Raw genomic sequence first — 17,277 nt, forward strand, 5'->3', positions numbered from 1 at the left:
TGCTTTGGTTTTTATCATCTTCAATACAAGCTAAAAGACTTAAAATTAAAGTGTAGAGATTTAGGAATATTTAACTAATAAGGTTTTAATTCTTTTTTTGGAGCGATGATTAAAGCATAGCTGCTATTGTATCCTACTCTTTGTTGAGTCCTAAAGCTTAAATTCGCTTCCAGCATCTAAAATTTCCGCTGTGTAGAGGTAAAAAAAGATGAGTCCAAGGGCTATGCGGTAGATTCCAAAAGGGATAAAACTTATCTTAGAGATGAATTTTAAAAAGGTTTTTATAACAAAAAAAGCCACTAAGAAAGCAGTTATAAATCCTATGGTTAAAGGGATAAAAGAATCGATATGAGTGAAAATTTGAGGTTCTTTGTAAATACTGTATGCTGTTGCGGCAATCATTGTCGGTATGGCTAGCAAAAAGGAAAATTCAGCAGCTATTTTGCGATTAAATCCTAAAAGCAAACCACCTATAATGCTTGCACCACTTCTTGAAGTTCCGGGTATTATCGCTAAAGATTGAAAAACGCCTATGCAAAAGGCTTGTTTAAAACTAATTTGTTCTAAAGAAGTGATAGTAGAGTTTTTATTGTGATGAATTTTTTCTATAACTATGAGCACAATACCCCAAGTTATTATCATCAATACAACTACATAACCATTAAACAAAAAACTGAGATATTTCGCAACGAAAAGTCCTATAAGTCCGGTAGGAAAAAAACCAACTGCAAGTTTTAAGCAAAGCATAAAACTATGCAAAAGTTTTTTCCAAAACACGCAAAGTACCGCCAAAATCGACCCAAGTTGAATAATAATAGTAAAACTTCTCCAAAAATCATCAATTTTTATCCCTAAAATCGTCATTCCTAAGATCAAATGTCCTGTTGATGAAATGGGTAAAAATTCAGTTAAACCTTCTATAATTCCAAGTATAAGTGCGTATAAATTTTGCATTGTAGCCTTTATTTTTTAAGATTTTTGATATTGTATTATAATTTTCTAATAAGTAAGGTATAAAATCCAATAATTCCAATTCCCATTAAGATACGATCGCTGATGAAGTGAAGATGTTTTTTGTGTTTTATTAAGAAAGGCTTGTTTGCCTAAAAATACATAGCTTAAAAGCAAAGAAAAATCAAGCATTATCCATACAATTACAAGCAAAAAGAGACTAAATTCAAAGAAGTGCTTAGGTGGATAAATTGTGGAAAAAAGGCTATGAAAAAGATGATGTCTTTAGGATTTCAAATAGCTATCATAAAGCCTTGTGCAAAAAAGGATTGTAATTTGAGACCATCTTTAATTTGAATTCATATTATGTTTTTTTGAAATTTTCTAAAAATGATGAAAATCCTAAATAAAATATAAACACACAACCTAAAAGTGAGAGTCAAAAGAGAAGAGTTTCAGAAACTATGATGATTCCTAAAATTGCTATAATAGCAATAAAAATGAGTATGAGTGAGGCAAAATTTGTTCCAAGTATTGTGAGGAATCCTGCTCTAAAACCCAGATTAAAGCATTTTTAAGTACAAGTGCGACAACAGGACCGGGTGTGATAATGAGTACAATCACAGCAAAAAAATAAGCAACAAGGAGTTCAAAATGTATCATTTTTTAACTTCAAAGGGCATTTTACAAGTTGTTTTTGCAGTGGTTCATTAAGTGTATATTGCTTCCATTCTAATTTGTTTTTATCGCCAAAAAAGCCAAATTCTTGAGTAAAAAAATCCTTGATTGAATTTTTTTACTCTTTTTCTTATAAAAGTTCTTATTTTTTCCCTTTAGCATTATTAGGTGTAACAAAATCAAAATTTGTTCGAGGATTGATTACAAAAGTTAAATATCTGCCTAAATTTCTATTTTTTAGGATTTGATAATAAGGACAAGAAACATTAAAAACCATTCCATTTCTTCAAAACAAAAGCACCATTGAGTATCGCTTGTATCTTTTGGAATATGAGAAAGCCATTTTTTATTATCATTTTCGTGCAAATTTTGAATTTGTTGGCACGCGAAATTTTGCTCTTCTTCTAAGTTTTTAAATTTTTCTTCAAAAAAGATAACCAAAGGGCTTTTTATTCTTTCTTGCAAAGGTGTACTTTTACAAAAATTTGCATATTCTCTCAAAGAAATTATGAAAGAATTGTGATTGTTTTTGTCGATGAAGTTTAAAAAATACTTTTATTTTCAAAGGCAGATTTTGCAAAAATACAGGGAAAATCCTCATTTTCTAAAATTCACAAAAATCCTTAAAAGCTTTTTTCTTCCAAGGAATTAAATGAGAGCTGAGTAAAGTATTTTGCTTTTGTAAATTTATTGTTTTGTCTTTTGATTTTAAAGCTAAAGTATATCAAAAATTCCAAAACATAAATATTTTTCTATAAAATTACTTCATTTCACATTAACTTCACTGAAAATTTTTATACTATCTGTATTAAAGGAGATGAAATTGAAACGATTTTGTATATTTTTCTTAGTTTTATTTTTTGGAAGTTCTTGTCTTTTTGCTGATGGGATTAAAGTGCATGGAGTCATAGCAGAAGTATATGAAAACAATAGAACTTTGGTACTTGATTCTGCTTATGGCGGTGTTATGGCTATAAGGGTAGTCCCACATACGGAAATTGATATGGACAATTGTGGGTTTTTTGGTATGGATAAACACGGCAGATGGAAGGATTTAAAAATCGGTGAATTTGTTGAGGTAGAGTTGTATTACACTTCATACCAACCAAATGCAATGTCTGTACCAGTGGCAAAAGAAATTCAAATAGAATGTCATAGAAGAGCTTATTGAGAATTATTTTACTTTATTGCACTGTTCGCCTAAATTTTCTATGGTGCAACGAACTTCATCGCCACTCTTTAAAAAGGAATTTAAACTCATTCCAACTCCACTTGGAGTTCCCATAGAGATGATGGTTCCAGCTTTTAAACGCATTCCAGCGCTTAATTCTTCTAAAACATAAGCAATATCAAAAATAAAAAATTTCGTGTGAGAATTTTGGCGAATCTCCCCATTAACAAAACTTTGAAGTTTTAATTGCGGCGGATAGGTAATTTCATCTGCACTTACTAAATAAGGACCCATAACAGTGCTACCCTCAAGGCTTTTTGCACGGTAGAATTGCTTGTGTCTTTTTTGCAAGTCTCTTGCGGAGAGTTCATTGATAATAGTATAGCCAAAGATGTATTTATAAGCATCTTGCGCTTTGATTTTATAAGCTTCTTTGCCTAATACAAAAGCAAGCTCACATTCATAATCAAATTGAGTAGTAAGATCTTTATGAGATTCAATTTCTGCATAAGGCGCACTAGCTTTATTACACCGTTTGCTAAAATATACAGGATACTTCCTTTCTTCAAATTTTTCTCCTTTAAAAGTAGCTGATTCTTTGGCGTGATCTAAAAAATTAATTCCTAAACAAATAATATCTTGTTTTGGTTCTTCGATAGGAGCAAGAAAAAATTCTTTAGAAATTGTAAAAGATGGTACTTCAGTCAAAGTCTGTAATTTATGTTTGTGTTTTTCAAAATGAATAATAAAATCGTTCATATCGCTAACTTGTATGCCTAAATCTTTTAAAAAAACAACTTCCAAAGCTTCATTTAGCACTCCAATTTCTGGTTTGCCATCCCAAAGAATATTTACAAATTTCAAAGGCATCCTTTCTGTATCGATTTATTATAACCTGTTTGTATTGAATCTAAAAATATTTTTTTAAGATAAAGGATTTGTTTCACAATACCTAGCTTGAAGAAATTCCTCTTTGATGTTTTTTTGTGAAACAAAATCAAACTCTTTCCCTTGATACCAAAATTTTAGACGTTGCGAGTGCAAACACAAGCGGTTTGCACCAGTCATTTGTATTCTTTCTTTTTGAGTGAGAGTTTTGTCGAGTATTTTTTGGATTTGATTTTTATCTAAACCATAAAGATATTCACCTATAATAGGGTATTTGCTATAAAATAAATGCAACCGTATTTGATGTTGTCTGCCTGTAAAGGGTTTGCAAAGTAAAAGTGTGCAATCCTCAAAGTTTTCAAGTATTTCAAATTGTGTGAAAGCTTCTTTTCCATTTTCGTTTATATCCATTCTTGTTTTATGTCCGTCATAATTTTCATTTAAAGCCATAGCTTTATGGATACTAAATTGTTTTTGAACTTTTCCTCTAACAAGAGCAACATATTCTTTATAAATTTGTTTTTTTTCAAAAAGTGATTTTGTAATTTGCTGTGCAATTTTATTTTTAGCTACTAATATAAGACCGCTTGTTTCTTTGTCAAGTCTGTGAGCCACACAAGCTTTTCTGCCCCACAGATGCCAAATTTCATCACAAAGGCTGTATAAGCAATGTCTTCCATTTGGGTGAGTGAGTACCCCACTTGGTTTTTCAAGAATGGCAAAATCTTCATTTTCATAAACAAGTTCGACCCCTCGAGGCTTATTTTCATAGACTATAAGTTCTATTAATCCGTTCAGTATGGCATTTTTTTCTTCTACAAGTTTTGTATTGCAAAAAAGTCTTTTTTTATCAATAAGTTTTTGAGCCTCATTCATAGGAATTTGCAAACTTTCCATAAGTATTAAAAAAGCTTTTTTTCCGCTGTTTTTTAAGCTGATTTTTTTATATGGCAATTTAAAATCCTTTTAATATAATTTAGTTAAAATTGACTTCGTTTTTTCAAGAAAATTATAGCTTAAAAAAGATTTTTATTGAGAGCGGGGTTTTAAATGGTTTTCCGATATAGCCGGGATCTTATGGCGAAAAAGTGGGATTTAAAAGCAAAATATACTGCTTGGCTTAAAGTAGAACTAGCCGCTGTAAAAGCTTGGAATACTTTAGGTTTTGTTAGTGATGAGGATTGTAAAAAAATTATTCAGAATGCTTCCTTTGATATACAAAGAATAGATGAAATCGAAAAAAGTACAAAGCACGATGTTATAGCGTTTTTAACAAGTGTTAGTGAGAGTTTAGGAGAAGAAAGCCGTTTTGTGCATTATGCAATGACAAGTTCTGATTGCATTGATACTGCTATGGCTTTGCAAATGAAGGAAAGTTTAGAGCTTATAATACAGGATATAGATGAGCTTTTATCTGTACTACGCAAACGTGCTTATGAACATAAAGACACTTTAATGGTTGGCAGAAGCCACGGAATTCACGGTGAGCCTATAACTTTCGGACTCGTTATCGCAATTTGGTATGATGGAATTCTTCACGCTAAAGAGCTTATTCTTCACGCTAAAGAGCTTATAAGTTATGGAAAGATGAGCGGTGCTATGGGAAACTTTGCCCACGCTCCTTTAGAATTCGAAGAGGAAGTATGTAAAAATTTAGGTTTAAAACCTGCCCCTATCTCAAACCAAATCATACAAAGAGACCGTTACGCACAAGTTATTTCTGCCTTAGCTTTACTTGCTTGTTCGTGTGAGCAAATTGCTGTGGCTTTGAGACATTTTCAAAGAACAGAAGTGTATGAGACTGAAGAGTATTTTAGTACCGAACAAAAAGGCAGTTCAGCTATGCCACATAAAAGAAATCCTGTTTTAAGTGAAAATATCACAGGATTATGTCGCATATTGCGTTCTTTTGTGTCTCCAGCTTTAGAAAATGTGGCTTTATGGCACGAAAGAGATATTTCACATTCAAGTGTAGAAAGATTTGTTCTACCCGATGCTTTTATTACAGCTGACTTTATGCTTGTACGTTTAAGAAAACTTATTGAGAATCTGCTTGTTTATCCAAAAAATATGATGAAAAATTTAAATCTTACAGGAGGACTTGTTTTTTCTGGAAGAGTGCTTTTAGAACTCCCTTTAAAAGGTATAAGTCGTGAAAATGCTTATAAAATAGTACAGAGAAATGCTATGAGAGTGTGGGAGGATTTACAAAATGGGAAATCGGCACTTAATGAAAAAGGCGAAAGTCTCTTTCTGCTTGCACTTTTAAATGATGAAGAATTAAAGGCAAGTTTAGATGAAGAACATATACGAAAATGTTTTGATTATAGTTATTATACGAAAAATGTTGATGCAATTTTTTCAAGAGTATTTCAATAGAGGTAGAAACAGATGAAGGTTATTAAAAGAAATGGTCGTACAGAAGAGCTTGATATATCAAAAATTAAAAAATGTACCTCTGATGCAATAAGAGGTTTAGAGGGCGTCAATGTAAGCGAACTTGAGCTTGATGCAAAAATTCAATTTAGAGATGGTATTTCTACTGAAGAAATCCAAGAGACACTTATTAAAACTGCTGTGGATAAGATAGATTTAGATTGCCCAAACTGGACTTTTGTAGCAGCACGACTTTTTCTTTTTAGTTTGTATAAAAAAGTTGGGAATATGAACCGTTATATACATTTGAAAGAATATTTTGCAAGAGGGGAAAAAGAAGGGAGAATTTTGCTTGGGCTTAAGGAAAAATATGATTTGGATGATTTAAATGCTTATATTAAACCTGAAAGGGATTTGCAATTTACTTATCTTGGTATTAAAACTTTATATGACAGATATTTGATAAAAGATAGTAAAGCCCAACCTATAGAACTTCCACAACAAATGTTTATGGCGATTTCTATGTTTTTAGCTCAAAATGAATTTAATTGTCAAGAATGGGCAAAGAAGTTTTATGATTTAATTTCCAAATTTGAAGTAATGCTTGCTACTCCAACTCTTTCAAATGCACGAACAACAAGACACCAGCTTAGCTCTTGTTATATAGGAAGTACTCCTGATAATATAGAAGGTATTTTTGATTCATATAAAGAGATGGCTTTGCTTTCTAAATTCGGTGGAGGTATAGGTTGGGATTGGTCGAAAGTAAGAGCTATGGGAGGAAGTATCGATGGGCATAAACATGCAGCAGGAGGAATAATCCCTTTTCTTAAGATCACAAACGATATTGCAGTGGCAGTTGATCAGCTTGGTACACGCAAAGGTGCTATTTCTGTTTATATTGAAACTTGGCATATGGATATCAATGATTTTATTGATTTACGTAAGAATTCTGGAGAAGAAAGAAGAAGGGCACACGAACTTTTCCCGGCTTTATGGGTGAATGACTTATTTATGAAAAGAATACGCAATAATGAAACTTGGACTCTTTTTGATCCTTCTGATACTCCTGATTTATGTGATTTATATGGAGAAAAGTTTGAGAAGCGGTATGAGGAATATGAAAAGGATCATACCATAACAAAAAATATCGTCGATGCTAAGGAACTTTGGAAGAAAATTTTGCTTAATTATTTTGAAACAGGACTTCCTTTCTTATGTTTTAAAGATAGTGCAAATAAAACGAATCCAAATGCACATTGTGGGATTATCAGGAGTTCAAATTTATGTACTGAAATTTTTCAGAATACTGAACCAAATTACTATCAAATTAAAGTTGTTTTTGAGAATGGACAGGAACATCACTATGATGAAGAAGAAATAGTTTTTATTGACGGAGGATATGAAAAACCTGCAAAAAAACTTTCAACTCTTGATAGTATTGATGGAAATAAAATTTATATAGTAGAAAAATTTAAAAATGATGGAAAAACTGCTGTGTGTAATCTCGCAAGTATTAATCTTAGTAAGGTTTATACTGCAGAAGATATTGCTAGGGTTGTGCCAACAGCAATCCGAATGCTTGATAATGTTATTGATTTAAATTTTTATCCACACATTAAGGTTAAAAATACGAATCTTAAATCAAGAGCAATAGGACTTGGTGTTATGGGTGAAGCTCAAATGTTAGCAAGTAAGCAAGTTCATTGGGGAAGTGATGAACACTTGCAGCTTATTGATTCTATTATGGAACAAATTAGTTATGAGGCTATTAATGCAAGCTCAAATTTGGCTCTTGAAAAAGGTGCGTATGCTGATTTTAAAGGTTCAAATTGGAGTAAGGGTATTTTCCCTATTGATGTGGCAAATACGAAAGCAAAAGCACTGACCTTGCGTGATGGTTTGTTTAATCAAAGCGAATGTGATTGGGAAAAATTAAGGGCAAAAGTAAAGAGTAATGGAATAAGAAATGGTTATTTAATGGCTATTGCGCCGACTTCTTCTATTTCTATACTTGTAGGTACGACTCAGACCATAGAACCTGTGTATAAGCGTAAATGGTTTGAACAAAATCTTAGCGGAATGATTCCTGTTGTTGTACCAAATTTGAATCTAGAAACTTGGCAATACTACACCCCAGCTTATGAGCTTGATCAAAAGATTCTTGTTAAAGCTGCTGCTGTGCGAGGAAAATGGATAGATCAGGGGCAAAGTTTAAATATTTTTTTATCTTTGGAAAAAGCAAGCGGAAGGTATCTTAATGAGATCTATCAACTTGCTTGGGAGCTTGGAGTAAAATCGACATATTATTTAAGAAGTGAAAGTCCAAATAGTGATATAACAGACAATGTAGCCGATAGAAGTATAGAATGTGAGGGATGTCAGTAACCTATAAAACATATGGTGTGCTTTGATAGACATCATAATTGAGCCAATTTGAAAAAATTGTGTTTGCATTTGAACGCCAGTTATATTGTATCTCTCCTTTTTTGTTGTAGTAGTTTTTTGGTGCTTGTATTTTGCCATCTCTTTGAAATTCAAGTTCTAAGGTATTTTTTGTATATTCAAAATGTCCCAAAATAAAAATATCTCGTTTGTCTCTTAGCATACTTATGCCGGCTTCTTTATTTTCAAGGAGAATTTTTAATTCTTTTTTATCTTTTACCTGTTTCTCGTTAATATGACTGTGTCTTGAATGAGGCATTAAAATCTTTTCATTTAAATTTGTTAAAATTAAATCCTGTTCTTTGACTGTATGGACAAACACTCCAAAACATTTTTTTCTTAATTTCTTTTTTTTAATCCCATAAAAATGATACAAAGCACCCATTGCTCCCCAACAAATATACAAAGTGCTTGTAACATTACTTCGCAAAAAATCAAAAATCTCAACAAGTTCTTTCCAGTATTTTACTTTTTCATACTCCATAAGTTCTACAGGTGCTCCTGTTACAATAGCTCCATCGAATTTTTTGTTTTGACACTCATCAATTCCTTGATAAAATTTTTCAAGATGCGATAGAGGTGTATTTTTACCTATATAAGTCCTTGTAGAGATAAAGCTTATATGAATTTGTAAAGGAGAATTTGCAAGCAAAGAGAGGATTTGATTTTCTGTTTCTATCTTTGTTGGCATAAGATTTAAAATCAAAATTTCTAAAGGTCGAATGTCTTGTGAAATTGCTCTTTGTGTGTCCATAATAAAAGCGTTATTTTTTAACACTTCAAATGCTGGAATCTCTTTGGGAATGATAACAGGCATTTATTTCTCCTTGTTTGTGTATAGCTACGCTCTATTTTTCAATAGCTTTTTTTAAATCTTCTATCAAATCATTAGTACTTTCCAAACCTATACTTAATCGTATTGTTTTTGGAGTAATGCCTGCTGAATACAATTCTGTTTCACTTAATTGCGAATGAGTAGTTGAAGCAGGGTGTATTATTAAGGATTTACTGTCTCCTATATTCACAACGATTGAATACAATTCTGTGCTGTTACAAATTTTTTTTGCTTCTTCAAGGCTTTTTGCTTCAAAACTTATTAAACCGCTTGAAAGTCCATCTTTAAAATAAGATTTTAAAAGCTTATTGTAAGGGCTTGAGGGCAAACCGGGATAATGCACTTCTTCAATCAAAGGATGATTTTCTAAAAATTTGGCTATTTCTAAAGCACTTTGAGAATGTTTTTTTATACGAAGTTCTAAAGTTTCAAGCCCTTGCAACAGTATCCAAGCATTCATAGGACTAATACAAGCACCCGTATTTCTAAGCCATTCTAAAAGTACGCGAATGCAAAAATTCGGTAAAGCTAAAGTGTTATAAACCATTCCGTGATAACTAGGGTCTGGAACATTGAAAGGCTCGTATCGAGGATTGTCTTTTAAAAGCTCATTTAAACCTTCTCTTTCTATGATGGCTCCGCCTATGGCAGAACCTTGTCCATTAATGTATTTTGTAAGACTATAAATGACCACATCTACGCCAAAATCCAAAGGACGGTGTAAAAATGCAGTTGGTACTGTATTATCGCAAATACTTATAATTTTGTATTTTTTTGCTATTTGTGTGATTTTGTTTGTATCAGCTATTGAAATTTGAGGATTTGAGAGGCTCTCGAAAAATATACATTTTGTTTTTTCGTCGATAATATTTTCAAGTGAAGCTATATTATCAATATCAAAAACTCTTCCTTCTATATTAAATCTTTTTAAAATATGAGCAAGTAAAGTTTGAGAACCGCCATAAATTTTATTTGCATAAACGATATTATCTCCAGAGCTTGCTGTATTAACAAGTGCATAAAATAAAGCTGATGTTCCACTTGCAGTGATAATGCTAAATGCACCTCCTTCAACCGCGGCAAGTCGTTTTGCTAAAACATCGACGGTTGGATTTGTCAAGCGACTGTAAATATTGCCAAGTTCTTTAAGGGCAAAGCGATTTCCGGCTTGTTCTAAGCTTTCAAAGCTGTAAGCAGAATTTTGATAGATAGGTACACTTAAAGTTCTTTGTGTGTCATATTCATATCCTGCGTGAAGTGCAAGAGTATTTTGTGTGAAATTGTTATGCTGTAAATTTGCCATTAATATATCCTTTGAATTTTGTAAATAAAACTTGATGTTTGTTTTAGTAAAAAAATAAATAGGGATTTACAGCGTGCTAAGCACGCATATACAATAAAGTGGAAGAAAGAAGAGAAGAATTAAAGCTAAACTTAGTATGAGGGAGTGTATTCACTTATCTCTCCTTTCTTAATCTTTAGGGTTAAATATAAATTCCATTATACTTAATCATTCTAAAATTTATCTTAAGAACTATGATTCTTTATATATACAGTGTTCAAACAAAAATCGGTGTTCATTTGGCAAGGTATTAAAAAGAGTATTGGCAAGTTTTCTTATTTCCCATAGAGCCGATTTGGAGCTACGAAGTGAGAGGAAGTTTTGCAAACTTCTTGCATTGATTGTGAGTGTAAGCTCTGTTTTGTAGCTTTCTGGCAAACAATATTTGGCAAGGTCTAAGGAAATACTTTCTTGCAAAATTTGACGCAAATTTTCTAAGGCTTGAATGCTTGCATTATCGACTTTTTCATTTCCACACAAAACAAGATAACGGGCAGCATTTTTAAAATCATTTATTTTAAATTCCCCTTCATTTCTCAGTTCTTTTAAAGTGTATCTGGTGCTTTTTACACTAGGACTTGTGTGTCTGTGCCTTGAAAGTTCTTGCAAACAAGCTCTTGAAATATCTTGAATGTAAAAAGTGTAATTTAAGTGTTCTAAAGTTGAAGCGTGCTTGAATTTATTTCCAACTCTGTCAATAAGCTCTTTGTCTTTTTCGCCACCATTATCACCTTTTTCAAAACTTTGCCAACAAGTTCTTGTAGCGTGGGAACATACTGAAAGTGGAGTATGAAAAAGTAAAGTAACTCGCATACAATATCCTTTTTAGTTGTATTGTTACATTTTTTGCTTAAAATTCTAATAAAGTTAAAAAGTTATAATTTATCTAAAATTCAAGGTTTAAACGAAAATGGAAAAACAAACAAAGTATATCTTCGTAACAGGAGGTGTTTTAAGTTCTTTAGGTAAAGGCATAGCGGCAGCTTCTATTGCCACACTTTTAAAAAATTCAAAATTGAAAGTAAGCATACTTAAGGCCGATCCTTATATTAATGTAGATCCCGGAACTATGAGTCCTTTTGAGCACGGAGAAGTTTTCGTAACTGATGATGGAGCGGAGACAGACTTAGATTTAGGACATTATGAGAGATTTTTAGATGAGAATTTAAGTCAAAATAATAATTTTACCACGGGTAGAGTATATCAAAGCGTTATACAAAAAGAAAGGTGTGGAGCGTATCTTGGCAAAACTATTCAGGTAATTCCGCATATAGTAGATGAGATTAAGGAACGTATTAAAAAAGCTGGAGTTAATCAGGATTTACTTCTTGTTGAAATAGGCGGAACGGTTGGTGATATTGAAGGTTTGCCTTTTTTAGAAGCAATCCGTGCCTTACGTTTGGAGGTTGGAAAAAATAATGCTATGAATATTCATTTGACTCTAGTACCTTTTATCAAAGCTGCAGGTGAGCTTAAAACAAAGCCGACTCAACATAGCGTGGGCGAACTTCGTCGTATAGGTATAAGCCCTGATATGATAATTTGTCGGAGTGAAAAATCTTTAGATAAAGATTTAAAAGATAAAATAGCCATTTCGTGCGGAGTAGAAAAAAATTGTGTTATAGAAAGTGTTGATGCAGCAAGTATTTATCAAATTCCACTGCATTTTTTAAAGCAAGATATTTTAAATCCAATCGCCAATGTTCTTGGTTTAAAAAATATAAAACCGAATATGGAAGAATGGGATAGTTTGGTTAAAAGAGTTATTGCTCCAAGTGATTCGGTTGTGATTTCTTTTGTTGGAAAATATGTTGATCTTAAGGAAAGCTATAAAAGCCTTACAGAAGCCCTTATTCACGCAGGAGCGGCTTTAGATGCGAAAGTAGAACTTAAATGGGTTGATAGTGAAAAACTTGAAAATTTAGAACTTAGTGAGGTATTTAAAGACAGCAGTGCAATTTTAATTCCCGGTGGTTTCGGATTTCGTGGAATTAATGGTAAGATGAAAGCCATACAATATGCAAGAGAAAATAAGATGCCGTTTTTAGGCATTTGTTTGGGGATGCAACTTGCTTTAATAGAATTTTCTAGAAATGTTTTGAACCTTGAAGATGCTAATTCTACAGAATTTGATGAAAAATGTAAAAACCCTATTGTTTATTTAATTGATGAATTTATAGACTTTAGCGGTACAAAACAAATTCGTACAAGCAAAACACCTTTAGGCGGCACTATGAGACTTGGGGCATATGAATGTCAATTAAAAGAAAATACTCTTTTACATAAAATATATAATGGGAGAAAAAGTGTTATAGAAAGACATCGTCATCGTTTTGAAGCTAATCCAATCTATCGAAAACAATTTGAAGATAAAGGTTTAATTATAAGTGGGGAAAGTCAAGGACTCATTGAAGCTATTGAACTTAAGAATCATCCTTTTTTTCTTGCCGTACAATTTCATCCCGAATTTACCTCAAGACTTGTAAGAGTAAATCCCGTTATTTTTAATTTCATTAAGGCAGCTATGGCTTATGAGAACAATTAATAAAAACGAACTAAGAAAGATTTTAAGACTTCGCTTTGAGAAGGATTTACACACAAAACTTTGTGATTTACCATTGCCTTGTTGTTTAAAAGATGCTTATAAAGGGGCAAATCGCATTAAAAAGGCTATTGAAAAAAATCAGAAAGTTGCTATTGTTGGTGATTATGATGTTGATGGAATAATTTCTTGTGTAATACTTTCTGAATTTTTTGATGATATAGGCTTTGATTATGTAGTTCGTATTCCAAACCGCTTTAAAGATGGATATGGTTTAAATGCAGAACTTATTAAGGAACTTGATGTTGATTTGATTATTACTGTGGATAATGGTATAGCAGCTATTGAAGCTGCCAAATTGTGTAAAGAAAAGGGTATAGATTTAATTATTACCGATCATCATACTCCACAAGATGTTTTACCTGAAGCTTTTGCAATTATTAATCCAAAGCAAAAAGATTGTGATTTTCCCAATATAGAAATTTGTGGGGCACAAGTTGCTTGGTATTTAATTGCTGCTTTAAAGGAGCTTTGTAAGCTTAATTATAATATGAGTAAATTCTTAGAACTTTTAGCTATAGCCATAATAGCTGATATGATGGAGCTTAGAGATTTAAATAGAGCTTTGGTTCGCAGAGGATTTGAAAATATTAATAAATCCAAAAGAGCAGCATTTCAAGCAATAAAACAGTACTATCAGAAAGATAAATTTGCTCTTGATAATATAGGTTTTTTAATTGCACCTTTAATCAATAGTGCTGGCAGAATGGATGATGCGAGTATTTCTTATGAGTTTTTGCATACCAAAGATTTTAATAAGGCTTGTATCTATTTAGGACAAATTGTTAATTTTAATGAAAGTCGAAAAGATGAAGAAAAACAACTTTTTGAAGAAAGTTTAACCCAAGTTAGAAACGAAGAAAGTTGCGTGATTGTCGTTGGCGAAAATTGGCACGAAGGAGTTCTTGGAATAGTTTCGAGTCGTTTAGCAAAGCATTACAATAAGCCAGCTTTTGTTTTTTCTCTCAATCAAAACAAACTTAAAGGTAGTGCAAGAAGTGTTGGAAAAATAGATATTTTATCCTTAATTTCAAAAGCAAATTTTTTATTGAGCAATTATGGCGGACATAAAGGAGCAGCTGGACTTAGTTTGAATTTTGAAAACTATGAAAGTTTTAAAAAACTTGTGCAAGATGAATGCAAACAGCTTTCAAAAGAGAGTTTTTGTGATTCTGATGAAGTTTTGGGAGTACTAGAACCAAGTGAGATTGATTTTGAAATGCTTGAAATTTTAGAGTTTTTTGAACCTTTTGGTTATAAAAACCCACGTCCGTTTTTTATTTTAGAGAATTTAAATGTGAAAAGCAAAAAAATACTTGGTAGAGAATCAAAACATCTTAAACTTATACTTACTAAGGAAAATAAAACTATAGAGGCTTTATTTTTTAATTTTGATAAAGAGCCGCAGATTAATGAAAATATTAGTCTTTTAGGCAGTATTTCTAAAAATGAATTTAAGGGACTTATAACACCGCAATTTATAGTAAAAGAGATACTCTAAAGCAATTTTTTTTAAAATGTAACAAAAATTGCTACTTTATGCAAATTTTTTACTTTCAGCAAAAATTAATAATTTATGTTGTATTTCATTAAAGTAGTCCTCTATGCTTTAGAGGGTTTGAAAATTTTTTTAAAGGAGATATTATGGCTATAAAGGGTTTTGCTATGCTTGGTATAGGTTCGGTTGGTATTATAGAAAAAGAATACTTAGAAGAGGTTACGACTGGTAAAAAAATTGAATGCGGTCCCTTAGATGCTATATTAAAGCCTATAGCGGTGGCACCTTGCACTTCTGATTTGCACACTTGTTATGAAGGTGGCATTGGCGAGAGAAAAAATATGTTCTTAGGACACGAAGCTGTAGGAGAAATTGTAGAAATAGGAGAGCTTGTTAAAGATTTTAAAGTTGGAGATAGGGTTATTGTTCCTGCTATTACTCCAAATTGGAATGCTATTAACGCTCAAAGAGGTTTTGCACAACATAGCGGCGGTGCTTTAGCTGGTTGGAAATTTTCAAATTTTAAAGATGGTGTTTTTGCGGAAAAATTCCATGTTAATGATGCTGATGGCAATCTTGCCCATTTACCAGATGGAGTTGAGGCAGTTGAGGCTGTGATGTTGTGCGATATGGTAACAACGGGATTTCATTGTGCTGAAAATGCAAATATCAAACCCGGTGAGACTGTCGCTGTTATAGGGCTTGGTCCTGTCGGACTTATGTGTTGTGCAGGAGCAAATTTAATGGGAGCAAGTGAAATTTACGCTGTTGATTGTGTAGATTTTAGATACGAAGTAGCAAATAAACACTATGGGGCCACACATTATATCAATTTTTCAAAAGCTTCTTTTCAAAGTCAGATAAATGAATGTACCAAAGGAAGAGGTGTGGATAAAATTCTTATTGCAGGAGGAGGTGTTACAACTATAGGTGATGCGTGCGAATGTCTTGTCAATGGAGGAATAGTTTCAAATGTTAATTATCTTGGGACAGGAGAAAATATTACCATACCTCGTATAGCTTGGAATGTTGGTATGGGGCATAAAACGGTAAAAGGAGGATTAACTCCCGGTGGAAGATACAGAATGGAAAAACTAGCACGACTACTTCAAACTAAAAAGCTTGATGTTAAACCAATAATTACACATAAATTAAAAGGTAAATTTGAAGCTATAGAGCAAGCTTTAGCTATGATGAAAAATAAACCAGAAGGATTAATCAAACCTGCAGTTGAAATTCAATGGTAATGATATGAGTACTCTTTGAGATTATTTACATTGTGAGATAATTTGTTAAGTTTTTTGTATGTTTGATTTAAGAAAATGATGGCGCAGATAAAACCAAAAATAACACTTTTGGCTATAGGTGGTACTATAGCGGGAAAAGCTAAAAATTCTATTGTTTCGACATTATACAAGTCAGGGGTTGTTGGGATTGATGAATTGGTTAATACTATTGATGAGCTTAAAGACCTTGCTGATATTAGCGTAAAGCAAATTGCTAATATTGATAGTGCTAATATAAGCGATGTAATTTGGCTTGAACTTGTTGAGCATATCAATATAGCTTTTTCTCGCGGAGCTGATGCAATAGTACTAACACACGGTACTGATACTTTAGAAGAGAGTGCCTATTTTTTAAGTCTTGTTTTAAAGAGCGATAAACCTGTTGTTTTGGTTGGTGCTATGCGTCCATCGACAGCTTTAAGTGCCGATGGACCTAAAAATCTTTATAATGCGGTGGCTTTAGCAGTAAGTCAAAATGCAAGAGGTGTTTTGGTTACTATGAATGATAGAATTTTCAAACCGAGAGAACTTGTAAAAACGCATAGTTTTAATGTTAATGCTTTTTCATCGTTAAGTAGTGGAGATTTAGGTTATATAGTTGATGGACAGCCTGTTTTTTATAATAAAAGCACAGAAATATCTCAAAATCTTTTTTTTAATATCAAAGAACTTAAGGTTTTGCCGAAAGTTGATATACTCTATAGTTATGCTAATGATGGGAGTGGTGTGGCAGCACAAGCTTTGTTTCAAAATGGTACGCAAGGTCTTGTTATTGCAGGCAGTGGAGCTGGAAGCATACATAAAGACCATAAAGATATGCTTAAAAGACTTTTAAAACAAGGGCTTTTTGTTGTTGTTAGCTCACGCGTCCTTTGTGCCGCAGTTGTTTTGAGTGATGAAGATAAGAGTTTAGGTTTTATCAGTGCTCACAATTTAAATCCACAAAAAGCGAGAATTTTATTAAGCTTAGCTTTGACAGAAACAAAAGATATTGTAAAAATACAGAATTATTTTTTGAATTGTTAGTTTTAATCAATTTTAATATGCAAGATTAAGTATTGAAAAAATTTATTTTAAATAAATTAAAAAATATTATTGCATTTATACAAAACACAGATATTTTAATCGAGTATTCTCTAATAATAAATTCAATTTATTCATATTGTAAAAGTACATTAAAAGTAAAAGAAAATGAAATATTCAAT

The 17,277-nt window shown here is 32.2% G+C and carries 15 protein-coding genes; 7 read left to right on the plus strand and 8 right to left on the minus strand.

What is annotated here, in order from left to right; all coding sequences use genetic code 11:
• Positions 1 to 150: 150 nt before the first annotated feature.
• The 3 genes from OQH62_RS06210 to OQH62_RS06220 form a co-directional block, all read right to left on the minus strand.
• Complete coding sequence (locus tag OQH62_RS06210; RefSeq protein WP_266015335.1) at positions 151 to 954, minus strand: undecaprenyl-diphosphate phosphatase; 804 nt, start codon at positions 952 to 954, stop codon at positions 151 to 153.
• Positions 955 to 1,434: 480 nt separating this feature from the next.
• Positions 1,435 to 1,614 carry a hypothetical protein gene (locus OQH62_RS06215; protein ID WP_266015338.1) on the minus strand — a complete coding sequence of 60 codons (180 nt, stop codon included), beginning with the start codon at positions 1,612 to 1,614 and terminating at the stop codon, positions 1,435 to 1,437.
• Between the two features lie 252 nt (positions 1,615 to 1,866).
• Positions 1,867 to 2,166 (minus strand): YqcI/YcgG family protein, encoded by a 300-nt coding sequence (locus tag OQH62_RS06220; RefSeq protein ID WP_266015373.1) that lies wholly within the window; start codon positions 2,164 to 2,166, stop codon positions 1,867 to 1,869.
• A gap of 286 nt (positions 2,167 to 2,452) precedes the next feature.
• On the opposite strand from OQH62_RS06220, the gene OQH62_RS06225 reads away from it, so the two are divergent.
• Complete coding sequence (locus tag OQH62_RS06225; protein WP_266015341.1) at positions 2,453 to 2,800, plus strand: hypothetical protein; 348 nt, start codon at positions 2,453 to 2,455, stop codon at positions 2,798 to 2,800.
• 3 nt (positions 2,801 to 2,803) lie between these two features.
• Here the strand turns inward: OQH62_RS06225 and OQH62_RS06230 are convergent, their stop codons facing one another.
• Together OQH62_RS06230 and OQH62_RS06235 are read right to left on the minus strand one after the other, a co-directional pair.
• Positions 2,804 to 3,664 (minus strand): fumarylacetoacetate hydrolase family protein, encoded by an 861-nt coding sequence (locus OQH62_RS06230; RefSeq protein WP_266015343.1) that lies wholly within the window; start codon positions 3,662 to 3,664, stop codon positions 2,804 to 2,806.
• Positions 3,665 to 3,724: 60 nt separating this feature from the next.
• Positions 3,725 to 4,585, minus strand: a complete 861-nt coding sequence (locus OQH62_RS06235; protein WP_266015376.1) for an RluA family pseudouridine synthase — start codon at positions 4,583 to 4,585, stop codon at positions 3,725 to 3,727.
• Between the two features lie 153 nt (positions 4,586 to 4,738).
• On the opposite strand from OQH62_RS06235, the gene purB reads away from it, so the two are divergent.
• Together purB and OQH62_RS06245 are read left to right on the plus strand one after the other, a co-directional pair.
• Positions 4,739 to 6,067, plus strand: coding sequence for an adenylosuccinate lyase (gene purB / locus OQH62_RS06240; protein WP_266015346.1), 1,329 nt, complete (start codon positions 4,739 to 4,741; stop codon positions 6,065 to 6,067).
• 12 nt (positions 6,068 to 6,079) lie between these two features.
• Entirely contained in the window at positions 6,080 to 8,452 is a 2,373-nt protein-coding gene (locus OQH62_RS06245; RefSeq protein ID WP_266015349.1) for a ribonucleoside-diphosphate reductase subunit alpha, read from the plus strand.
• A gap of 1 nt (position 8,453) precedes the next feature.
• Here OQH62_RS06245 and OQH62_RS06250 read toward each other — a convergent pair whose 3' ends face one another.
• The 3 genes from OQH62_RS06250 to thyX form a co-directional block, all read right to left on the minus strand.
• On the minus strand, positions 8,454 to 9,326 hold the full coding sequence (locus OQH62_RS06250) for a homoserine O-succinyltransferase (RefSeq protein WP_266015351.1): 873 nt from the start codon (positions 9,324 to 9,326) through the stop codon (positions 8,454 to 8,456).
• Positions 9,327 to 9,357: 31 nt separating this feature from the next.
• Complete coding sequence (locus tag OQH62_RS06255; protein WP_266015353.1) at positions 9,358 to 10,647, minus strand: O-acetylhomoserine aminocarboxypropyltransferase/cysteine synthase family protein; 1,290 nt, start codon at positions 10,645 to 10,647, stop codon at positions 9,358 to 9,360.
• 231 nt (positions 10,648 to 10,878) lie between these two features.
• Positions 10,879 to 11,499, minus strand: coding sequence for an FAD-dependent thymidylate synthase (gene thyX / locus OQH62_RS06260; RefSeq protein WP_266015355.1), 621 nt, complete (start codon positions 11,497 to 11,499; stop codon positions 10,879 to 10,881).
• A 97-nt stretch (positions 11,500 to 11,596) separates the two neighbouring features.
• On the opposite strand from thyX, the gene OQH62_RS06265 reads away from it, so the two are divergent.
• The 4 genes from OQH62_RS06265 to OQH62_RS06280 all read left to right on the plus strand — a co-directional run bounded on the left by OQH62_RS06265 (position 11,597) and on the right by OQH62_RS06280 (position 17,098).
• Complete coding sequence (locus tag OQH62_RS06265; protein WP_266015358.1) at positions 11,597 to 13,231, plus strand: CTP synthase; 1,635 nt, start codon at positions 11,597 to 11,599, stop codon at positions 13,229 to 13,231.
• Positions 13,218 to 14,789, plus strand: a complete 1,572-nt coding sequence (gene recJ, locus OQH62_RS06270) for a single-stranded-DNA-specific exonuclease RecJ (RefSeq protein ID WP_266015361.1) — start codon at positions 13,218 to 13,220, stop codon at positions 14,787 to 14,789. The genes OQH62_RS06265 and recJ overlap by 14 nt, the downstream gene beginning before the upstream one ends.
• 143 nt (positions 14,790 to 14,932) lie before the next feature.
• A complete protein-coding gene (locus OQH62_RS06275) occupies positions 14,933 to 16,033 on the plus strand; it encodes an NAD(P)-dependent alcohol dehydrogenase (protein ID WP_323053627.1) in 1,101 nt (366 codons plus the stop codon).
• Positions 16,034 to 16,111: 78 nt separating this feature from the next.
• Positions 16,112 to 17,098, plus strand: a complete 987-nt coding sequence (locus OQH62_RS06280; protein ID WP_266015364.1) for an asparaginase — start codon at positions 16,112 to 16,114, stop codon at positions 17,096 to 17,098.
• The last annotated feature ends 179 nt before the right edge of the window (positions 17,099 to 17,277 follow it).

It is taken from the genome of Campylobacter sp. MIT 21-1684 (genome assembly GCF_026241315.1).
Lineage (GTDB): Bacteria > Campylobacterota > Campylobacteria > Campylobacterales > Campylobacteraceae > Campylobacter_D.